Raw genomic sequence first — 14,479 nt, forward strand, 5'->3', positions numbered from 1 at the left:
CTACATTAGGAGTTCGTTCGACATGCTGCATTTGTCCCGCCTCACTTCGCTGGCCCTGACGATCGCCCTGGTGATCGGCGCGCCTCTGGCTTTTGCCGACCAGGCTGTTCCCGCCGCGACCGCTGCGACCACCAAGGCGCCGTTGCCGCTGGACGAGCTGCGCACCTTTGCCGAGGTCATGGACCGGATCAAGGCAGCCTATGTCGAACCCGTAGACGACAAGACCCTGCTGGAAAACGCCATCAAGGGCATGCTCAGCAACCTCGACCCGCATTCGGCCTACCTGGGCCCGGAAGACTTCGCTGAACTGCAGGAAAGCACCAGCGGTGAATTTGGTGGCCTGGGCATTGAGGTCGGTTCCGAAGACGGCAACATCAAGGTGGTCTCGCCCATCGACGACACCCCGGCATCCAAGGCCGGCATCCAGGCGGGTGACTTTATCGTCAAGATCAACGGCCAGCCAACCCGCGGCCAGACCATGACCGAAGCCGTCGACAAGATGCGCGGCAAGATCGGCCAGAAAATCACCCTGACCCTGGTGCGCGACGGCGGCAATCCGTTCGACGTGACCCTGACCCGCTCCACCATCGTGGTCAAGAGCGTGAAGAGCCAGTTGCTGGAGTCGGGCTACGGCTACATCCGCATCACCCAGTTCCAGGTCAAGACCGGCGACGAAGTGGCCAAGGCCCTGGCCAAGCTGCGCAAGGACAACGGCAAGAAGCTCAACGGCATCGTGCTCGACCTGCGTAACAACCCGGGCGGTGTGTTGCAGTCTGCGGTGGAAGTGGTCGACCACTTCATCACCAAGGGCCTGATCGTCTACACCAAGGGCCGCATCGCCAATTCCGAGCTGCGCTTCTCGGCCACCGGCAACGATCTGAGCGAGAACGTGCCGCTGGCCGTGCTGATCAACGGCGGCAGCGCCTCGGCCTCGGAGATCGTCGCCGGCGCCCTGCAGGACCAGAAGCGCGGCGTGCTGATGGGCACCACGACCTTCGGTAAAGGCTCGGTGCAAACCGTATTGCCGCTCAATAACGAGCGTGCGCTGAAGATCACCACGGCGCTGTACTACACGCCCAATGGTCGCTCGATCCAGGCCCAGGGCATCGTGCCGGACATCGAAGTGCGCAAGGCCAAGATCACCAACGAGATCGACAGCGAGTACTACAAAGAGGCGGACCTGCAAGGCCACCTGGGCAATGGCAACGGCGGCGCTGACCAGCCGACCGGCAGCGGCGCCAAAGCCAAACCGATGCCGCAGGACGACGATTACCAGTTGGCCCAGGCGCTGAGCCTGCTCAAGGGCCTGAGCATCACGCGCAGCCGTTGATATGCGTGTTGCGCTGATTATCGCTGTGCTGTGCAGCCTGGCCGGATTCGCGCAAGCGACGCCGGTCGGCGAGCCGCACAAAGCCTATCTCACCCTGATCATCGACGACCTCGGGCAGAACCTGCCCAGGGATCGTCGCGTGCTGGCCCTGCCCGGGCCGGTCACCACCGCGATCATGCCTGACACCCCTCACGCCGCCCAATTCGCCCGCGAGGCCCACAAGGCCGGCAAGATCGTCATCCTGCATATGCCCATGGACCCGGCCACCGGTCCGTTTGCCTGGCACCCCGAGCTGTCGATCGAAGAACTGGCCAAGCGCCTGGACGCCGCCTTCGCGGCCGTGCCCTACACCGCCGGCATCAATAACCATATGGGCAGCCGCATGACGGCGCAGCCGCAGGCAATGGCGTGGTTAATGGGCGAGCTGCAGCGGCGCCACAAGTTCTTTGTGGACAGCCGCACCAGCGCACAGACTGTCGCCGCCGCCGAGGCGCAGAAGATTGGACTGGCGCATGTTTCGCGGGATGTGTTCCTGGATGACGAACGCACCGAGGCGGCGATCACCACGCAGCTGCAAACCGCGATCAAGCTGGCGCATAAACAGGGCTCGGCGGTGATGATCGGGCACCCTTACCCTCAGACCCTGGCGGTGCTGGAGCGCGAATTGCCCAAGCTCAAGGCGCAGGGTGTGGAGTGGATCGATATCAAGTTGATGATCAGCGTGCGCAGTAATCGGGCCATGGCCGGGCACGGCAAAGACGGCATTTACCGCTGACGATCTCCCCAACCTGTAGGAGCGAGCTCGCTCGCGAAAAACCTGAGAACGCCGCGCATATCCAGGATGCTCGCGTTATCGTTGACGTCTTTCGCGAGCAAGCTCGCTCCTACAAATAGTTGGTCATGATCTGGTCGATACGGCCTTCTTTGCGTAACTCATCCAGCGCAGCCTGGAGCTTGTTAACTACGTCATCCGGCACATCCTTGTTCAACGCCAGGTAAAGCTGCGCACTGTTGAAACGCAGTACCGTCTTGAGCCCGTTCACCCCCACCTGGCGCGCCAGGTAACGGCCAGCAGGGTCGCCGGTGGCCCACAGGTCGATCTGGCCCTCCATGAGCTTTTGCGCATTGTCCTGGTCTCGCAAGGCGACAACCGGCTTGAGCCCCTGCTTGTCCAGGCTCTGGGCAATGGCATCGCCTTTGTAGGCGCCAATCCTGTAGCGGCGCGCCTGGTCCAGGCCTTCCAACTCGATCTTGCTGTCAGCCTTGGCCAACAGCACCCAATCGTCCGGACCGATGGGGCCGACCCATTTGAACAAGGCTTCACGGTCCGGCAAACGCGCCATGACGAACACACCATAGCCAGGCTTTTCCAGGGCGAGTTTGTAGATTCGCTCCCAGGGGAAACGCAGGGTGAGGTTGTAGGAAATGCCGGCACGCTTGAAGGTCTCGCGCATGATGTCCACGGCGATACCTTCGATGTTCTCGTCCCTGGCGAAGTTCTTGCCGTTTTTCGCCATGTTATAAGGCGGGAAATTTTCCGTCAGCAGCACCAGGGAGGTGTCAGACGATTCGTCGGCGTGCACCGTAGCCGCCATGAGCATGGAGGAACTGGCAAGGGCGAGCAGCAGGTGTTTGAACATGAAGGCTACCGGAATCCATGGCAAGCGCAGAGAGTGCCGCGCGCCTGCCATGCTGTCCAGCGGCGTTTAGCGCACGACGATACCGCGTGCGGCCATGTAGGCCTTGGCCTCGGGGACGGTGTATTCGCCGAAGTGGAAAATACTCGCCGCCAGCACCGCGCTGGCATGCCCTTCGATGACGCCATCGGCCAAGTGCTGCAGGTTGCCGACGCCGCCGGAGGCGATGACGGGGATGCCCAGGGCATCGCTGATGGCGCGGGTTACGCCCAGGTCAAAGCCGTTTTTCATGCCGTCCTGGTCCATGCTGGTCAGCAGGATTTCACCGGCGCCGAGGGCTTCCATCTTCATCGCCCACTCCACCGCGTCCAGCCCGGTCGGTTTGCGCCCGCCGTGGGTGAAGATCTCCCAGCGCGGAGTTTCACCAGGGCCCGAGACTTTCTTGGCGTCGATGGCGACCACGATGCATTGCGAGCCGAAGTGCTGCGCGGCTTCGCCGACAAATTCAGGGTTGAACACGGCGGCGGTGTTGATCGAGACCTTGTCCGCGCCGGCATTGAGCAGGTTGCGGATGTCTTGCACGGTGCGCACGCCGCCGCCCACGGTCAGCGGGATAAATACCTGGCTGGCCATGCGCTCGACGGTGTGCAAGGTGGTGTCGCGGCCGTCGACGCTCGCGGTGATGTCGAGAAAGGTAATTTCGTCGGCGCCCTGTTCATCGTAGCGACGGGCGATTTCCACCGGGTCGCCGGCATCACGGATGTTCTCGAACTTGACGCCCTTGACCACGCGACCGTTGTCGACGTCCAGGCAAGGGATGATGCGTTTGGCCAGCGCCATGGTCAGTCCTCAGCCGTTGTAGGCATCGCAGTAAGCCTGGGCTTCGGCGACGTCCAGGGTGCCCTCATAAATCGCACGGCCGGTGATGGCGCCGATGATGCCAGGCGCCTTGGCGTCCAGCAGCGACTTGATGTCGCCCAGGTTGTGGATACCGCCAGAGGCGATCACCGGGATTTTCGTCGCAGCGGCCAGCGCGGCGGTGAACGGTACGTTGCAGCCCTGCATCATGCCGTCTTTGGCGATGTCGGTATAAACGATGGCGGCCACACCGTCGGCTTCGAACTGTTTAGCCAGGTCGATCACCTGCACAGTGCTGATTTCAGCCCAACCGTCGGTGGCGACAAAACCGTCCTTGGCATCCAGGCCGACGATAACCTTGCCTGGGAATGCGCGGCAGGCTTCGGCGACAAAGGCCGGGTCTTTTACGGCCTTGGTGCCGATGATCACGTAGCTCACGCCGGCCTTGACGTAATGCTCGATGGTTTCCAGCGAGCGGATGCCACCGCCGATCTGGATCGGCAGGTTGGGGTAGCGTCGGGCGATCGCGGTGACCACCTCGCCGTTGACCGGCTGGCCTTCGAAGGCGCCGTTCAAGTCCACCAGATGCAGACGACGGCAGCCCCCCTCCACCCATTTGGCGGCCATGCTCACCGGGTCATCGGAGAACACCGTGGAATCTTCCATACGGCCCTGGCGCAGACGGACGCAGGCGCCGTCCTTGAGATCGATAGCGGGGATAATCAGCATCTGGCAAACCTTATTCGATATTCAGCAATGCTTGGGAAATCAGGGTTTCTCAAGCGACCACAAGTCGCTTTCGATGCTTTCGAACCTTTCCTTAAGGAGCGTCTGCGTGTCGAAAATCGCCCTGTTGTAATAATGCGGCGCCACTTCGGTGGTGAACAGCTCAAGAATCTCGGCCACTTCGAACGAACCCAGCTTGAGTTCGAAGCGATCCTCCATGAAACGCTTGATCTTGTCGGTAGCCTCACGCTCCTGCTCGGGCGCAAGGTTCAAGATTGGCGGCTTCGGCTTCTTGGCCATTTACCAGCGACCATCCCACGCGGCGAAGTTCTGCAGCAATTGCAGGCCATGGGTATGGCTCTTCTCCGGGTGAAACTGCACGGCAAAGCGCGAACCGTCGGCCAGCGCGGCGGCGAAGTCGACGCCGTAGTGCCCGCCCCCCACCACCTGGCGCGGGTTACCGGCGGCGATGTAATAGCTGTGCACAAAGTAGAAACGCGCCATGTCCGGAATTTCGTGCCACAGCGGGTGATCCACCGCGCGACGCACTTCGTTCCAGCCCATGTGCGGCACCTTGAGGTGCTCGCCGTCTTCATGCAGGTCTTTGCCGAAGAACTTTACCTGGCCGGGAAACAGACCGATGCAGTCGACACCACCGTTCTCTTCACTGCTGTCGAGCAAGGCTTGCATGCCTACGCAGATACCGAGGAACGGACGGTCCTGGCTGACTTCGCGCACCAGGCTGTCAAAGCCCAGGCGACGGATCTCGGCCATGCAATCGCGAATCGCGCCAACGCCTGGAAACACCACGCGGTCGGCTTCACGAATCACATTGGCATCGCTGGTGATCAGCACCTTGCCGGCACCCACGTGCTCGAGGGCCTTGGCCACCGAGTGCAGGTTACCCATGCCGTAATCGATAACCGCGACCGTCTGCATTACAGAACGCCCTTGGTCGAAGGCATTTGCCCGGCCATGCGCTCATCCAGCTCCACGGCCATACGCAGCGCGCGGCCGAAAGCCTTGAACACGGTTTCGATCTGGTGGTGGGTGTTGGTGCCGCGCAGGTTGTCGATGTGCAGGCTGACCAACGCGTGGTTGACGAAACCCTGGAAGAATTCCTGGAACAGGTCGACGTCAAAGCCACCCACGGTGGCGCGGGTGTAGGGCACGTGCATCTGCAGGCCTGGGCGGCCGGAGAAGTCGATGACGACGCGCGACAGCGCTTCGTCCAGCGGGACATAGGCGTGGCCGTAGCGACGGATGCCTTTTTTGTCGCCGATGGCCTTGGCAAAGGCCTGGCCGAGGGTGATGCCCACGTCTTCCACCGTGTGGTGGTCGTCGATATGCAGGTCGCCCTTGCTGACGATATCCAGGTCGATCAGCCCATGACGGGCGATCTGGTCCAGCATGTGCTCAAGAAAAGGTACACCGATATCAAATCGGGCCTTTCCGGTGCCATCCAGGTTGATCGAGGCTTTGATCTGGGTTTCCAGAGTGTCGCGCTCGACGGACGCCATACGTTCGACCATCACCAGCTCCGCAAATCATTGGGCGAAAAAGGCAGCCATTATAGGGGCGCGGGCGCTAAACAGAAACATCGAAGGGGATAAGACTGATGGAGTGTCGGGGATAGACATGTGCGTACATGCATAACCAATGTGGGAGGGGGCTTGCCCCCGATAGCAGTGGTTCAGTCAACAATGCATTGACTGATGCGCCGCCATCGGGGGCAAGCCCCCTCCCACAAGGGTTTTGCAGTGTTAGTGGAACAGTACTGCGGTCTTCTGCAGCGTCACCCACACACCCCACGCCAACGGAATGCCCACCACCAGCCAGGCGGCGACCGCCAATGGCTTGCTGCCAGGGGAGGCTTTCCACTCCAGCACGGTGCTGGCATCAGCGCCTTTGTCATGGCCCAGCGCCTGCTCGGCGGCCAGTTCGGCGTCGGTCATGAAGTATTTGTCGGCTACCGGACGCACCAGCAGGTTGCAGATAAAGCCCAGCACCAGCAGGCCAGCGAGGATGTACAAGGTGATGTCGTAGGCCGCAGCGCGTTCAACGCCGATGCTCAACTGATATTCACGCAGGTAGTTCACCAGCACCGGGCCCAATACGCCGGCAGCGGCCCAGGCGGTCAGCAGGCGACCATGGATGGCGCCGACCATTTGCGTACCGAACAGGTCGGCCAGGTAAGCCGGGACCGTGGCAAAACCACCGCCGTACATCGACAGGATGATGCAGAACGCCGCGACGAAGAGTGCCACGTTGCCCAGGTGCCCCAGGTTCGGGATCAGCGCGTACAGGGCAAAGCCCAGGGCGAAGAACACAAAGTAGGTATTTTTGCGCCCCAGGTAGTCGGAGAACGACGCCCAGAAGAACCGGCCACCGATGTTGAACAGGCTCAACAGGCCGGTGAAGCCTGCCGCGATCGCAGCAATCGATGCAAGTTGCCCGGCATCCAGTTGACCAAACGGTACGTCCAGCCCCAGCAATTTGCCGCCGAACACTTCCTGCAGCAGCGGCGAAGCCATGCCGAGGATACCGATACCGGCTGACACGTTCAGGCACAGCACCAGCCATACCAGACGAAATTGCGGGGTCTTCCACGCTACGTTCACATGCACATGACGGTGCGTGATCATCGCGTTGCTGGCTTTTTTCGCCGGTGCGGTCCAGCCCTCAGGCTTCCAGCCGGTCGGCGGAACGCGATAGGACAAGGCGCCGCCGATCATGAACACGAAGTAGATCGCAGCCATCACCAGGAAGCTCTGCCATACGCCCACGCTGGTCGGCGAGGCGAAGTGGCCCATCAGTGCTGCCGCCAGCGGTGCACCGACCATCGCGCCGCCGCCGAAGCCCATGATCGCCATGCCGGTCGCCATGCCGCGCTTGTCCGGGAACCACTTGATCAGGGTCGATACGGGCGAGATATAGCCCAGGCCCAGGCCGATACCGCCGATGACCCCGGAGCCGATCCACATCAGCCAGATCTGGTGGGTATAGATACCCAACGCCGAGATCAGCAGGCCGCCGCACCAGCACAACGCCGAGACAACACCGGCCTTGCGCGGCCCGGCATGTTCCAGCCAGCCGCCCCAGATCGCTGCCGAGCAGCCCAGGAAGATGAAGAACAGGGTGTAGATCCAGCCCAGCATGGAGATGGGCCAGTCGCATTGGGACGAGAAGACCTGGGCGATAAAGCTCATGTCCGGCGCGCAGGCCACCGGCGCAGTGATGCCCAGCGCCTTGGACAGCGGCAGCCAGAACACCGAGAAGCCGTAGGCCATGCCGATGCACAGGTGGATGGCCAGCGCGGCCGGTGGAACCAGCCAGCGGTTGAAGCCGGGCTTGGCGATAATGCGCTCCTTGGACAGGAACGCAGGCGGTGCGGCATTGGTATCGGCCGCAGTGCTAGTGCTCATTGGTGTTTCCCCCAGTTATTGGTATGCATCCGTCAGGCGCGCTTCCCCTCGGCCTTGCACGCAATGCGTGGCCGTTTTTGTGAGTGAAGCTCCATTTTGGCGCGACGATACGTCGCAGAAGGCGGACGAACGCGCAGAGATTAGCACCTGCCGATACGAGAAAAACCAAATTGACATCACTTTTTTCAACCTATCTGTTTTATTTGACGCCAAAATCCCGTTTCGCTGGTCGTAGATACAATGTAACGATCCACGAACTGATGCAGGCCTTCGGGCGTTATACTCTGCGGCTAAATTTTGAAATCGACATACAAGGACTCGCCCATGAAAGCGTTCGGCAAAATCCTGGGTCTGGTATTTCTCGGGCTGTTGCTGATCATTGTGGCTCTCGGCTTTGCCCTGACCCATCTCTTCGATCCCAACGACTACAAAGAAGAAATTCGCCAGATAGCCCGCGACAAGGCCCACATCGAGCTGACGCTCAATGGCGACATCGGCTGGAGCCTGTTCCCCTGGCTGGGCCTGGAGCTGCACGAAGCCGGCGTGGCAACCCTGACCAATCCGACCCAACCGTTTGCCGACCTGCAGATGCTCGGTCTGTCGGTACGTGTGCTGCCGCTGCTGCGCCGCGAAGTGCAGATGAGCGATGTGCGGGTCGAAGGCCTGAACCTGCGCCTGAACCGCGACAAGAACGGCCACGGCAACTGGGAAGACATCGGCAAGAACCTGCCCGACGAAACCCCGGGTGCCGCCACCCCGGCTCCGGCCGAACCGGTGGCTGAAGCCAAGCCGGAAAAACCGCCGCAGCCGATCCGCCTGGACATCGACAGCCTGACCATCAACAACGCCCGCGTTGAATACAACGATGAACAGACTGGCAAGCAATTGAGCGCCGAAAGCATCCAGCTCAGTGCCGGCGCCATCCACGAAGGCGCCAATATTCCGCTGAAACTCACCGCTTTCCTGGGCAGCAACCAGCCGGTCATGCGCCTCAAGACCGAGCTGAACGGCAACTTGCGCATCCAGCGCGCCCTCAAGCGCTACCAGTTCGAAGACATGCGCCTGAGCGGCGAAGCCACTGGCGAACCCTTGCAGGGCAAGACGCTGACCTTCTCCACCCAGGGTCAATTGCTGGTCGATCTTGCCGCCAACATCGCCGAATGGACCAACCTGAAACTCTCGGCCAACCAATTGCGCGCACTGGGCGAACTGCGGGCCACTGACCTGAACAACACCCCGCAGATCAGCGGCGCGCTGTCGGTCGCGCAGTTTGACCTGGCCAAGTTTCTCGAGAGCGTCGGCCACCCTCTGCCGGCCATGGCACCGGGCAGCCTGAGCAAAGTCGAACTGGTCAGCCGCCTCACAGGCACGCCGACCAATGTCGCGCTGGAGGGCCTGAACCTGAAACTCGATGGCAGCACCTTCACCGGTCGCGTTGCCGTGGATGATTTCGCCAAGCAGTCACTGCGCGTGCAGCTCAAGGGCGACACCTTCAATGCCGACAATTACCTGCCGGCCAAATCCGAAGCCGCCAAAGGCACGGCGGCCGCACGCCAGGCCGAAGTGCAAGGCAGCGAGGCCGGTGCAATGGCCGCCGGCGGTAACAGCCCACTGCCGGAAGCGCCGACCAAAGCCGCCTGGAGCAGTGACAAACTGCTGCCGCTGACCCGCCTGCGCAGCCTGGATATCAACGCGGACCTTGCGTTCGGCCAACTCACCTTGAGCCAGCTGCCGATCCAGAACGCGGTACTGAAAGCCTCGGGCATCGATGGCCAGCTCAGCCTCGACGCGCTGAGCGGTGGCCTCTACAACGGCACGTTCCAGGCCAACGGCACCCTCGATGTACGCCAGGACACCCCGCTCCTGGCGCTGCAAACCCATATCAAGCAGGTACCGGTAGAAAAAATCCTGCAGGCCCAGGGGAAAACCCCACCAGTCAAAGGCCTGGTCACCCTGGACAGCAACCTGACCGGGCGTGGCAACAGCCAGAAGGCCTTGATCGACAGCCTCAACGGCACCGCCGGCATCGTCATCAACAACGGTGTGCTGCTCAACGCCAACATCGAGCAACAACTGTGTACCGGTATCGCCCTGCTCAACCGCAAAACATTGAGCACCACGCCGCAAGGCAAGGACACGCCCTTCCAGGAACTGCGCGGCAACCTGACGTTGCGCAACGGCGTGGCCAGCAACCCTGACCTGAAAGTGCGCATTCCGGGGCTGACCCTCAACGGCAATGGCGATGTCGACCTGCGCGTACTGGGCATGGACTACCGGGTGGGCATCATCGTCGAAGGCGACCAGCGCGACGTGCCGGACCCGGCCTGCCAGGTCGGCGCCAACTTCCAGGGTATCGAAGTGCCGCTGCGTTGCCGTGGCCCGCTGGAACTGGGCGCCAAGGCCTGCCGCCTGGACAAGGACGGCCTCGGCCAGGTCGCCATCAAAGCGGCGGGCAACCGTCTCAACGAGAAACTCGAAGAGAAGCTCGACAAGGTCAATCCCAAGCTCAAAGACGCATTGAAAGGCCTGTTCAACCGATGAGAAACGAGCAGTTTTCACAGGCGGTGCTGGACTGGTACGACCGCCACGGTCGCCACGACCTGCCCTGGCAACAGGGCATCACGCCGTATCGGGTGTGGGTGTCGGAGATCATGCTGCAACAGACCCAGGTCAGCACCGTGCTCAATTACTTCGACCGGTTCATGGCGTCCTTGCCGACGGTCCAGGCACTGGCCGCCGCGCCGGAAGACGAAGTGCTGCACCTGTGGACCGGCCTGGGTTACTACACCCGGGCGCGCAACCTGCAAAAGACTGCAAAGATCGTGGTCGCCGAATACGGCGGCGAGTTTCCCAGGGATGTCGAAAAACTTACCGAGCTGCCCGGCATCGGCCTGTCCACTGCCGGCGCAATTGCCAGCCTGAGCATGGGCCTGCGCGCGCCGATCCTCGACGGCAACGTCAAGCGCGTGCTGGCACGCTTTACCGCGCAAGAGGGCTACCCGGGCGAACCCAAGGTCGCCAAGCAGCTGTGGGCGACCGCAGAGCGCTTTACGCCACACGACCGCGTCAACGCCTACACCCAGGCGATGATGGACATGGGCGCCACACTCTGTACCCGCAGCAAACCCAGCTGCCTGCTGTGCCCGCTGGAAAAAGGCTGCGAAGCCCACATGCTTGGCCTGGAGACGCGCTACCCGATCCCCAAGCCACGCAAGACCATCCCCCAGAAGCGCACGCTGATGCCGATGCTGGCCAATGCCGAAGGCGCGATCCTGCTTTACCGTCGCCCCTCCACGGGCCTGTGGGGCGGTTTATGGAGCCTGCCGGAGCTGGACGACCTGGAAGACCTGGATCATCTGGCCAACCAGCACGCGCTGGCCTTGGGCAAACATCAGGAACTGCCGGGGCTGATCCACACCTTCAGCCACTTCCAGCTGGCCATCGAACCCTGGCTGGTCCAGGTCGAGGAAAGCGCCCATCACGTGGCCGAGGCCGACTGGCTCTGGTATAACCTCGCCACCCCACCGCGCCTGGGCCTTGCCGCCCCGGTGAAAAAACTGCTGAAGCGCGCGGCTGAAGTATTGAACGCAGGAGAGTCGTCATGACCCGCACCATCATGTGCCGCAAGTACCACGAAGAACTGCCCGCCCTCGAACGCGCCCCTTTTCCGGGCGCCAAAGGCCAGGACATCTACGATAACGTCTCCGCCAAGGCGTGGGCCGACTGGCAAAAACACCAGACCCTGCTCATCAACGAAAAACGCCTGAACATGATGAACGCCGAAGACCGCAAATACCTGCAGGGCGAAATGGACAAGTTCTTTTCCGGCGAGGATTACGCCAAGGCCGACGGCTACGTACCACCTGCTCAATAATTGATCAAAAACCGGGGTCTGCACGTAAGCGACGGTAATAATTAAATATTTTTTGAAAACTTGCTTGACGACCCCCTGAAAAACCCGTTTAATGCGCCCCGTTGCCCAGATAGCTCAGTCGGTAGAGCAGGGGATTGAAAATCCCCGTGTCGGCGGTTCGATTCCGTCTCTGGGCACCAAAATACCGAGAAACCCCAAGGAACAATGTGTTCCTTGGGGTTTTTTATTGCCTGCGATTTAATGGCGGCCGGCTGCGTGCGGTCACGATGTCGCAGCAGCACGATTGAGGGTTGTTTTTCGCTGGACTCAATCGTCCAGCCTTTACCCAATTCCCAGTTGTAAGGTTTTTTCCATGACCCGCTTCTTGCTCTGCACGCTCTTGCTACTGACCGCAATGCTCAGTGGATGCGCCACGCAAATGGACGTAGCAATCAACGCAACGCCTGACCCCGACTACCACTTCGACCGCCAGGCCACCGTGCTGGTGACGTCCACCGGTGGCAGCGACGAAAACGCGCTCAACGCCCGCTACTACCTGCGCGACATGGTCAGCGCCATGAAGGACCAGGGCTTTCGCAATGTCTTCACCGACACCACCCTGCCCAAAGACCATGCACCGATCAAAATGACCGTCACCCTGGACGTCGACAGCAAGCAAGTCACCTACCGCTATACCGCCACCGAATACGGCCAGGTGGCAAACAGCACCACCACGCAGTGCAAGAAGAACAAAAAGAAAACCGACCAGCTGACCTGCACCAGCACCCCAAACACCACCTACGGCCCCGTAGGCACCTCTGAGCGCACCGGTTACACCACCCTCACCACGTTCAGGGCCACCGCCCGGGATGAGGCGAGCAAGCGCGCGGTGTACGTGCTGCGGGCATCGTCCTACAACGACGACTGCCAGGCCGCGAAGGTGGAAGCCTTTTTGGTGGAACAAGGGCTGCGCAATTTGAATTTCCAGGATCGGGTGCAGCGTAATTACACGGTTACGATGCCGGAGGGGTTTCGTTGTAAATAAGTGCTACGTGGCCTGGGGCAGAGCTTTTCTCCAACGCTTTTCACTTATCTGAGCGGTGTTTTTGAGATGACGTAGGCCCTCTTGAGGCCCTTAGCTCCTATAAAACGGGCATCAGGCCGCTCACTTTTCGAGATAATCGAAAGCCTGCTAGAGATAATTTCCGATAAGGCCGAGTTTGCTCATCAAAGTGGACGGAACAGCGCAAGGCGCTGACCCATTGCGAGAAATCTCGAATATCGAAAGGGCGATGGACTAAAAACAGGAAAAACAGGGGTCAGACCCTGAGGGATCCCCGATTTTTCTTACGAAAAATCAAGAAGTTGGAGTTATTGAAGAAGCCTGCATGAGTCGGCAACTTGGTTTGCACCACACAAAAACAAGATCCCAAACCCATGCAGGCCATCCGATTTTTACACAGAGCGCTCGCTCAAGCACTGCCTTCAATCCACTCTCGTCGCCTGACAACACTGATGAGTTGTGTCAGTTCGTTACTGCAAGGCCGCCGCCTGACGCTGACAGCGCTCGGACGTTTTATGCCAGGTCAGGCATTCCCAAAACATGCAATCAAGCGGGTTGATCGGTTACTGGGCAATCAACACCTAAGAGCAGAGCGTCCGCTGTTCTACTGGGTGATCCTGCGGGCATTGCTGGGGTCGGTGAAGCACCCATTAATCTTGGTTGACTGGTCCCGAATTGATGCTCCCGGCAACGCTTTTTTGTTGAGGGCCGCGATACCTCTAGCGGGACGCTCATTCCCTATTTATGAAAGTGTTCATGAACGCGAGGGCTGCCCCAAATATCAAAACCGCCTGCTCAAAACACTGGCTGAACTACTGCCCGATGGATGTGTTCCAGTGATGGTTACTGATGCAGGTTTCCGGCGCCCATGGATGAAAGCAGTGGCCGCACAGGGCTGGTACTACGTGGCTCGTATACGAAATCGGGAGCTTTATCGTGGCGACGAAAATGAGTGGCTGCCCGTGCAAAATCTCTATGCTTTGGCCACTTCGTCACCCAAGTCGCTTGGTCGGGTCGAGATGACGCGTAGCGCTCCGCACTTGATCAATTTGTACTGTGTGCGACATTCAGCCAAGGGCCGAAAGCATCAACGAGTGACTGGCTCAATCGCCAAAAGTAAGCTCAGCCGACAGTCAGCCAGGCGTGAACGGGAGCCCTGGTTACTTGCCAGCAATTTGAGGCAAGACGAATGGAATCCAGCAAAAATAGTGGCGATCTATAAGCGCCGTATGCAGATCGAAGAAGGCTTTCGAGATGTAAAAAGTGAGCACTTGGGATTAGGCCTGAATCTGCATCGAAGCCACTGTCCAAAGCGCATTGAGGTGTTGTTGTTGATTGCTGCTTTGGCCAACTACCTTCTGTTTTTAACGGGGCTGCAGGCACGAGAACGCGGCTTGGAGCGACGCTACCAAAGCAACAGCATCAAAGAAAAGCGAGTGCTTTCATTGTGGCGACTAGGCTTGGAATACTGGCGAAGCTGCACAGATTTTGGAGGACGAGAACACTTGGAAATATTGGAGCGGACTCTGCGTGATGAGGTGCGCCATCAAGCGCAGAGCTTAGGGTGAATTTGTGGGGATTCCTCAG

General features: G+C 60.3%; 14 protein-coding genes and 1 tRNA gene. 8 read left to right on the forward strand and 7 right to left on the reverse strand.

What is annotated here, in order from left to right; genetic code table 11:
* Nucleotides 1–22: 22 nt before the first annotated feature.
* Both BFP96_RS05470 and BFP96_RS05475 read left to right on the forward strand, forming a co-directional pair.
* Complete coding sequence (locus tag BFP96_RS05470; RefSeq protein ID WP_065885757.1) at nucleotides 23–1,330, forward strand: S41 family peptidase; 1,308 nt, start codon at nucleotides 23–25, stop codon at nucleotides 1,328–1,330.
* Nucleotide 1,331: 1 nt separating this feature from the next.
* Nucleotides 1,332–2,105, forward strand: a complete 774-nt coding sequence (locus BFP96_RS05475; protein ID WP_065935783.1) for a divergent polysaccharide deacetylase family protein — start codon at nucleotides 1,332–1,334, stop codon at nucleotides 2,103–2,105.
* Nucleotides 2,106–2,214: 109 nt separating this feature from the next.
* Here the strand turns inward: BFP96_RS05475 and BFP96_RS05480 are convergent, their stop codons facing one another.
* The 7 genes from BFP96_RS05480 to BFP96_RS05510 all read right to left on the reverse strand — a co-directional run bounded on the left by BFP96_RS05480 (nucleotide 2,215) and on the right by BFP96_RS05510 (nucleotide 7,976).
* Nucleotides 2,215–2,970 (reverse strand): substrate-binding periplasmic protein, encoded by a 756-nt coding sequence (locus BFP96_RS05480; protein ID WP_065935784.1) that lies wholly within the window; start codon nucleotides 2,968–2,970, stop codon nucleotides 2,215–2,217.
* 66 nt (nucleotides 2,971–3,036) lie between these two features.
* A complete protein-coding gene (gene hisF / locus BFP96_RS05485; protein WP_017138643.1) occupies nucleotides 3,037–3,807 on the reverse strand; it encodes an imidazole glycerol phosphate synthase subunit HisF in 771 nt (256 codons plus the stop codon).
* 9 nt (nucleotides 3,808–3,816) lie between these two features.
* On the reverse strand, nucleotides 3,817–4,554 hold the full coding sequence (gene hisA / locus BFP96_RS05490; protein WP_065935785.1) for a 1-(5-phosphoribosyl)-5-[(5-phosphoribosylamino)methylideneamino]imidazole-4-carboxamide isomerase: 738 nt from the start codon (nucleotides 4,552–4,554) through the stop codon (nucleotides 3,817–3,819).
* Nucleotides 4,555–4,593: 39 nt separating this feature from the next.
* Nucleotides 4,594–4,851 (reverse strand): DUF2164 domain-containing protein, encoded by a 258-nt coding sequence (locus BFP96_RS05495; protein ID WP_058421837.1) that lies wholly within the window; start codon nucleotides 4,849–4,851, stop codon nucleotides 4,594–4,596.
* Nucleotides 4,852–5,490 (reverse strand): imidazole glycerol phosphate synthase subunit HisH, encoded by a 639-nt coding sequence (gene hisH / locus BFP96_RS05500; RefSeq protein WP_057724503.1) that lies wholly within the window; start codon nucleotides 5,488–5,490, stop codon nucleotides 4,852–4,854.
* Complete coding sequence (hisB, locus tag BFP96_RS05505) at nucleotides 5,490–6,083, reverse strand: imidazoleglycerol-phosphate dehydratase HisB (RefSeq protein ID WP_065885762.1); 594 nt, start codon at nucleotides 6,081–6,083, stop codon at nucleotides 5,490–5,492. Before hisB ends, hisH begins: the two co-directional genes overlap by 1 nt.
* 231 nt (nucleotides 6,084–6,314) lie before the next feature.
* Nucleotides 6,315–7,976 (reverse strand): OFA family MFS transporter, encoded by a 1,662-nt coding sequence (locus tag BFP96_RS05510; protein ID WP_065935786.1) that lies wholly within the window; start codon nucleotides 7,974–7,976, stop codon nucleotides 6,315–6,317.
* A gap of 324 nt (nucleotides 7,977–8,300) precedes the next feature.
* Between BFP96_RS05510 and BFP96_RS05515 the strand changes: the two genes are divergently transcribed.
* The 6 genes from BFP96_RS05515 (at nucleotide 8,301) to BFP96_RS05540 (ending at nucleotide 14,460) form a co-directional block, all read left to right on the forward strand.
* Nucleotides 8,301–10,517 carry an AsmA family protein gene (locus BFP96_RS05515; RefSeq protein WP_065935787.1) on the forward strand — a complete coding sequence of 739 codons (2,217 nt, stop codon included), beginning with the start codon at nucleotides 8,301–8,303 and terminating at the stop codon, nucleotides 10,515–10,517.
* Entirely contained in the window at nucleotides 10,514–11,581 is a 1,068-nt protein-coding gene (mutY, locus tag BFP96_RS05520) for an A/G-specific adenine glycosylase (protein WP_065885765.1), read from the forward strand. The genes BFP96_RS05515 and mutY overlap by 4 nt, the downstream gene beginning before the upstream one ends.
* Entirely contained in the window at nucleotides 11,578–11,850 is a 273-nt protein-coding gene (locus BFP96_RS05525; protein WP_065885766.1) for an oxidative damage protection protein, read from the forward strand. The genes mutY and BFP96_RS05525 overlap by 4 nt, the downstream gene beginning before the upstream one ends.
* A gap of 103 nt (nucleotides 11,851–11,953) precedes the next feature.
* Nucleotides 11,954–12,029: transfer RNA gene (locus tag BFP96_RS05530), tRNA-Phe, on the forward strand.
* 173 nt (nucleotides 12,030–12,202) lie between these two features.
* Entirely contained in the window at nucleotides 12,203–12,874 is a 672-nt protein-coding gene (locus tag BFP96_RS05535; RefSeq protein ID WP_065893738.1) for a hypothetical protein, read from the forward strand.
* 392 nt (nucleotides 12,875–13,266) lie between these two features.
* A complete protein-coding gene (locus tag BFP96_RS05540) occupies nucleotides 13,267–14,460 on the forward strand; it encodes an IS4 family transposase (RefSeq protein WP_065935624.1) in 1,194 nt (397 codons plus the stop codon).
* Nucleotides 14,461–14,479: the final 19 nt, after the last annotated feature.

Source organism: Pseudomonas sp. 34 E 7, from assembly GCF_900005715.1.
Lineage (GTDB): Bacteria > Pseudomonadota > Gammaproteobacteria > Pseudomonadales > Pseudomonadaceae > Aquipseudomonas > Aquipseudomonas orientalis_A.

What these genes read in the sequence shown, in the direction of transcription:
- BFP96_RS05470 (WP_065885757.1), top strand. Translation starts at nt 23, where the DNA reads ATGCTGCATTTGTCCCGCCTCACTTCGCTGGCCCTGACGATCGCCCTG.
- BFP96_RS05475 (WP_065935783.1), top strand. Translation starts at nt 1,332, where the DNA reads ATGCGTGTTGCGCTGATTATCGCTGTGCTGTGCAGCCTGGCCGGATTC.
- BFP96_RS05480 (WP_065935784.1), bottom strand. Translation starts at nt 2,970, where the DNA reads ATGTTCAAACACCTGCTGCTCGCCCTTGCCAGTTCCTCCATGCTCATG.
- hisF (WP_017138643.1), bottom strand. Translation starts at nt 3,807, where the DNA reads ATGGCGCTGGCCAAACGCATCATCCCTTGCCTGGACGTCGACAACGGT.
- hisA (WP_065935785.1), bottom strand. Translation starts at nt 4,554, where the DNA reads ATGCTGATTATCCCCGCTATCGATCTCAAGGACGGCGCCTGCGTCCGT.
- BFP96_RS05495 (WP_058421837.1), bottom strand. Translation starts at nt 4,851, where the DNA reads ATGGCCAAGAAGCCGAAGCCGCCAATCTTGAACCTTGCGCCCGAGCAG.
- hisH (WP_057724503.1), bottom strand. Translation starts at nt 5,490, where the DNA reads ATGCAGACGGTCGCGGTTATCGATTACGGCATGGGTAACCTGCACTCG.
- hisB (WP_065885762.1), bottom strand. Translation starts at nt 6,083, where the DNA reads ATGGTCGAACGTATGGCGTCCGTCGAGCGCGACACTCTGGAAACCCAG.
- BFP96_RS05510 (WP_065935786.1), bottom strand. Translation starts at nt 7,976, where the DNA reads ATGAGCACTAGCACTGCGGCCGATACCAATGCCGCACCGCCTGCGTTC.
- BFP96_RS05515 (WP_065935787.1), top strand. Translation starts at nt 8,301, where the DNA reads ATGAAAGCGTTCGGCAAAATCCTGGGTCTGGTATTTCTCGGGCTGTTG.
- mutY (WP_065885765.1), top strand. Translation starts at nt 10,514, where the DNA reads ATGAGAAACGAGCAGTTTTCACAGGCGGTGCTGGACTGGTACGACCGC.
- BFP96_RS05525 (WP_065885766.1), top strand. Translation starts at nt 11,578, where the DNA reads ATGACCCGCACCATCATGTGCCGCAAGTACCACGAAGAACTGCCCGCC.
- BFP96_RS05535 (WP_065893738.1), top strand. Translation starts at nt 12,203, where the DNA reads ATGACCCGCTTCTTGCTCTGCACGCTCTTGCTACTGACCGCAATGCTC.
- BFP96_RS05540 (WP_065935624.1), top strand. Translation starts at nt 13,267, where the DNA reads ATGCAGGCCATCCGATTTTTACACAGAGCGCTCGCTCAAGCACTGCCT.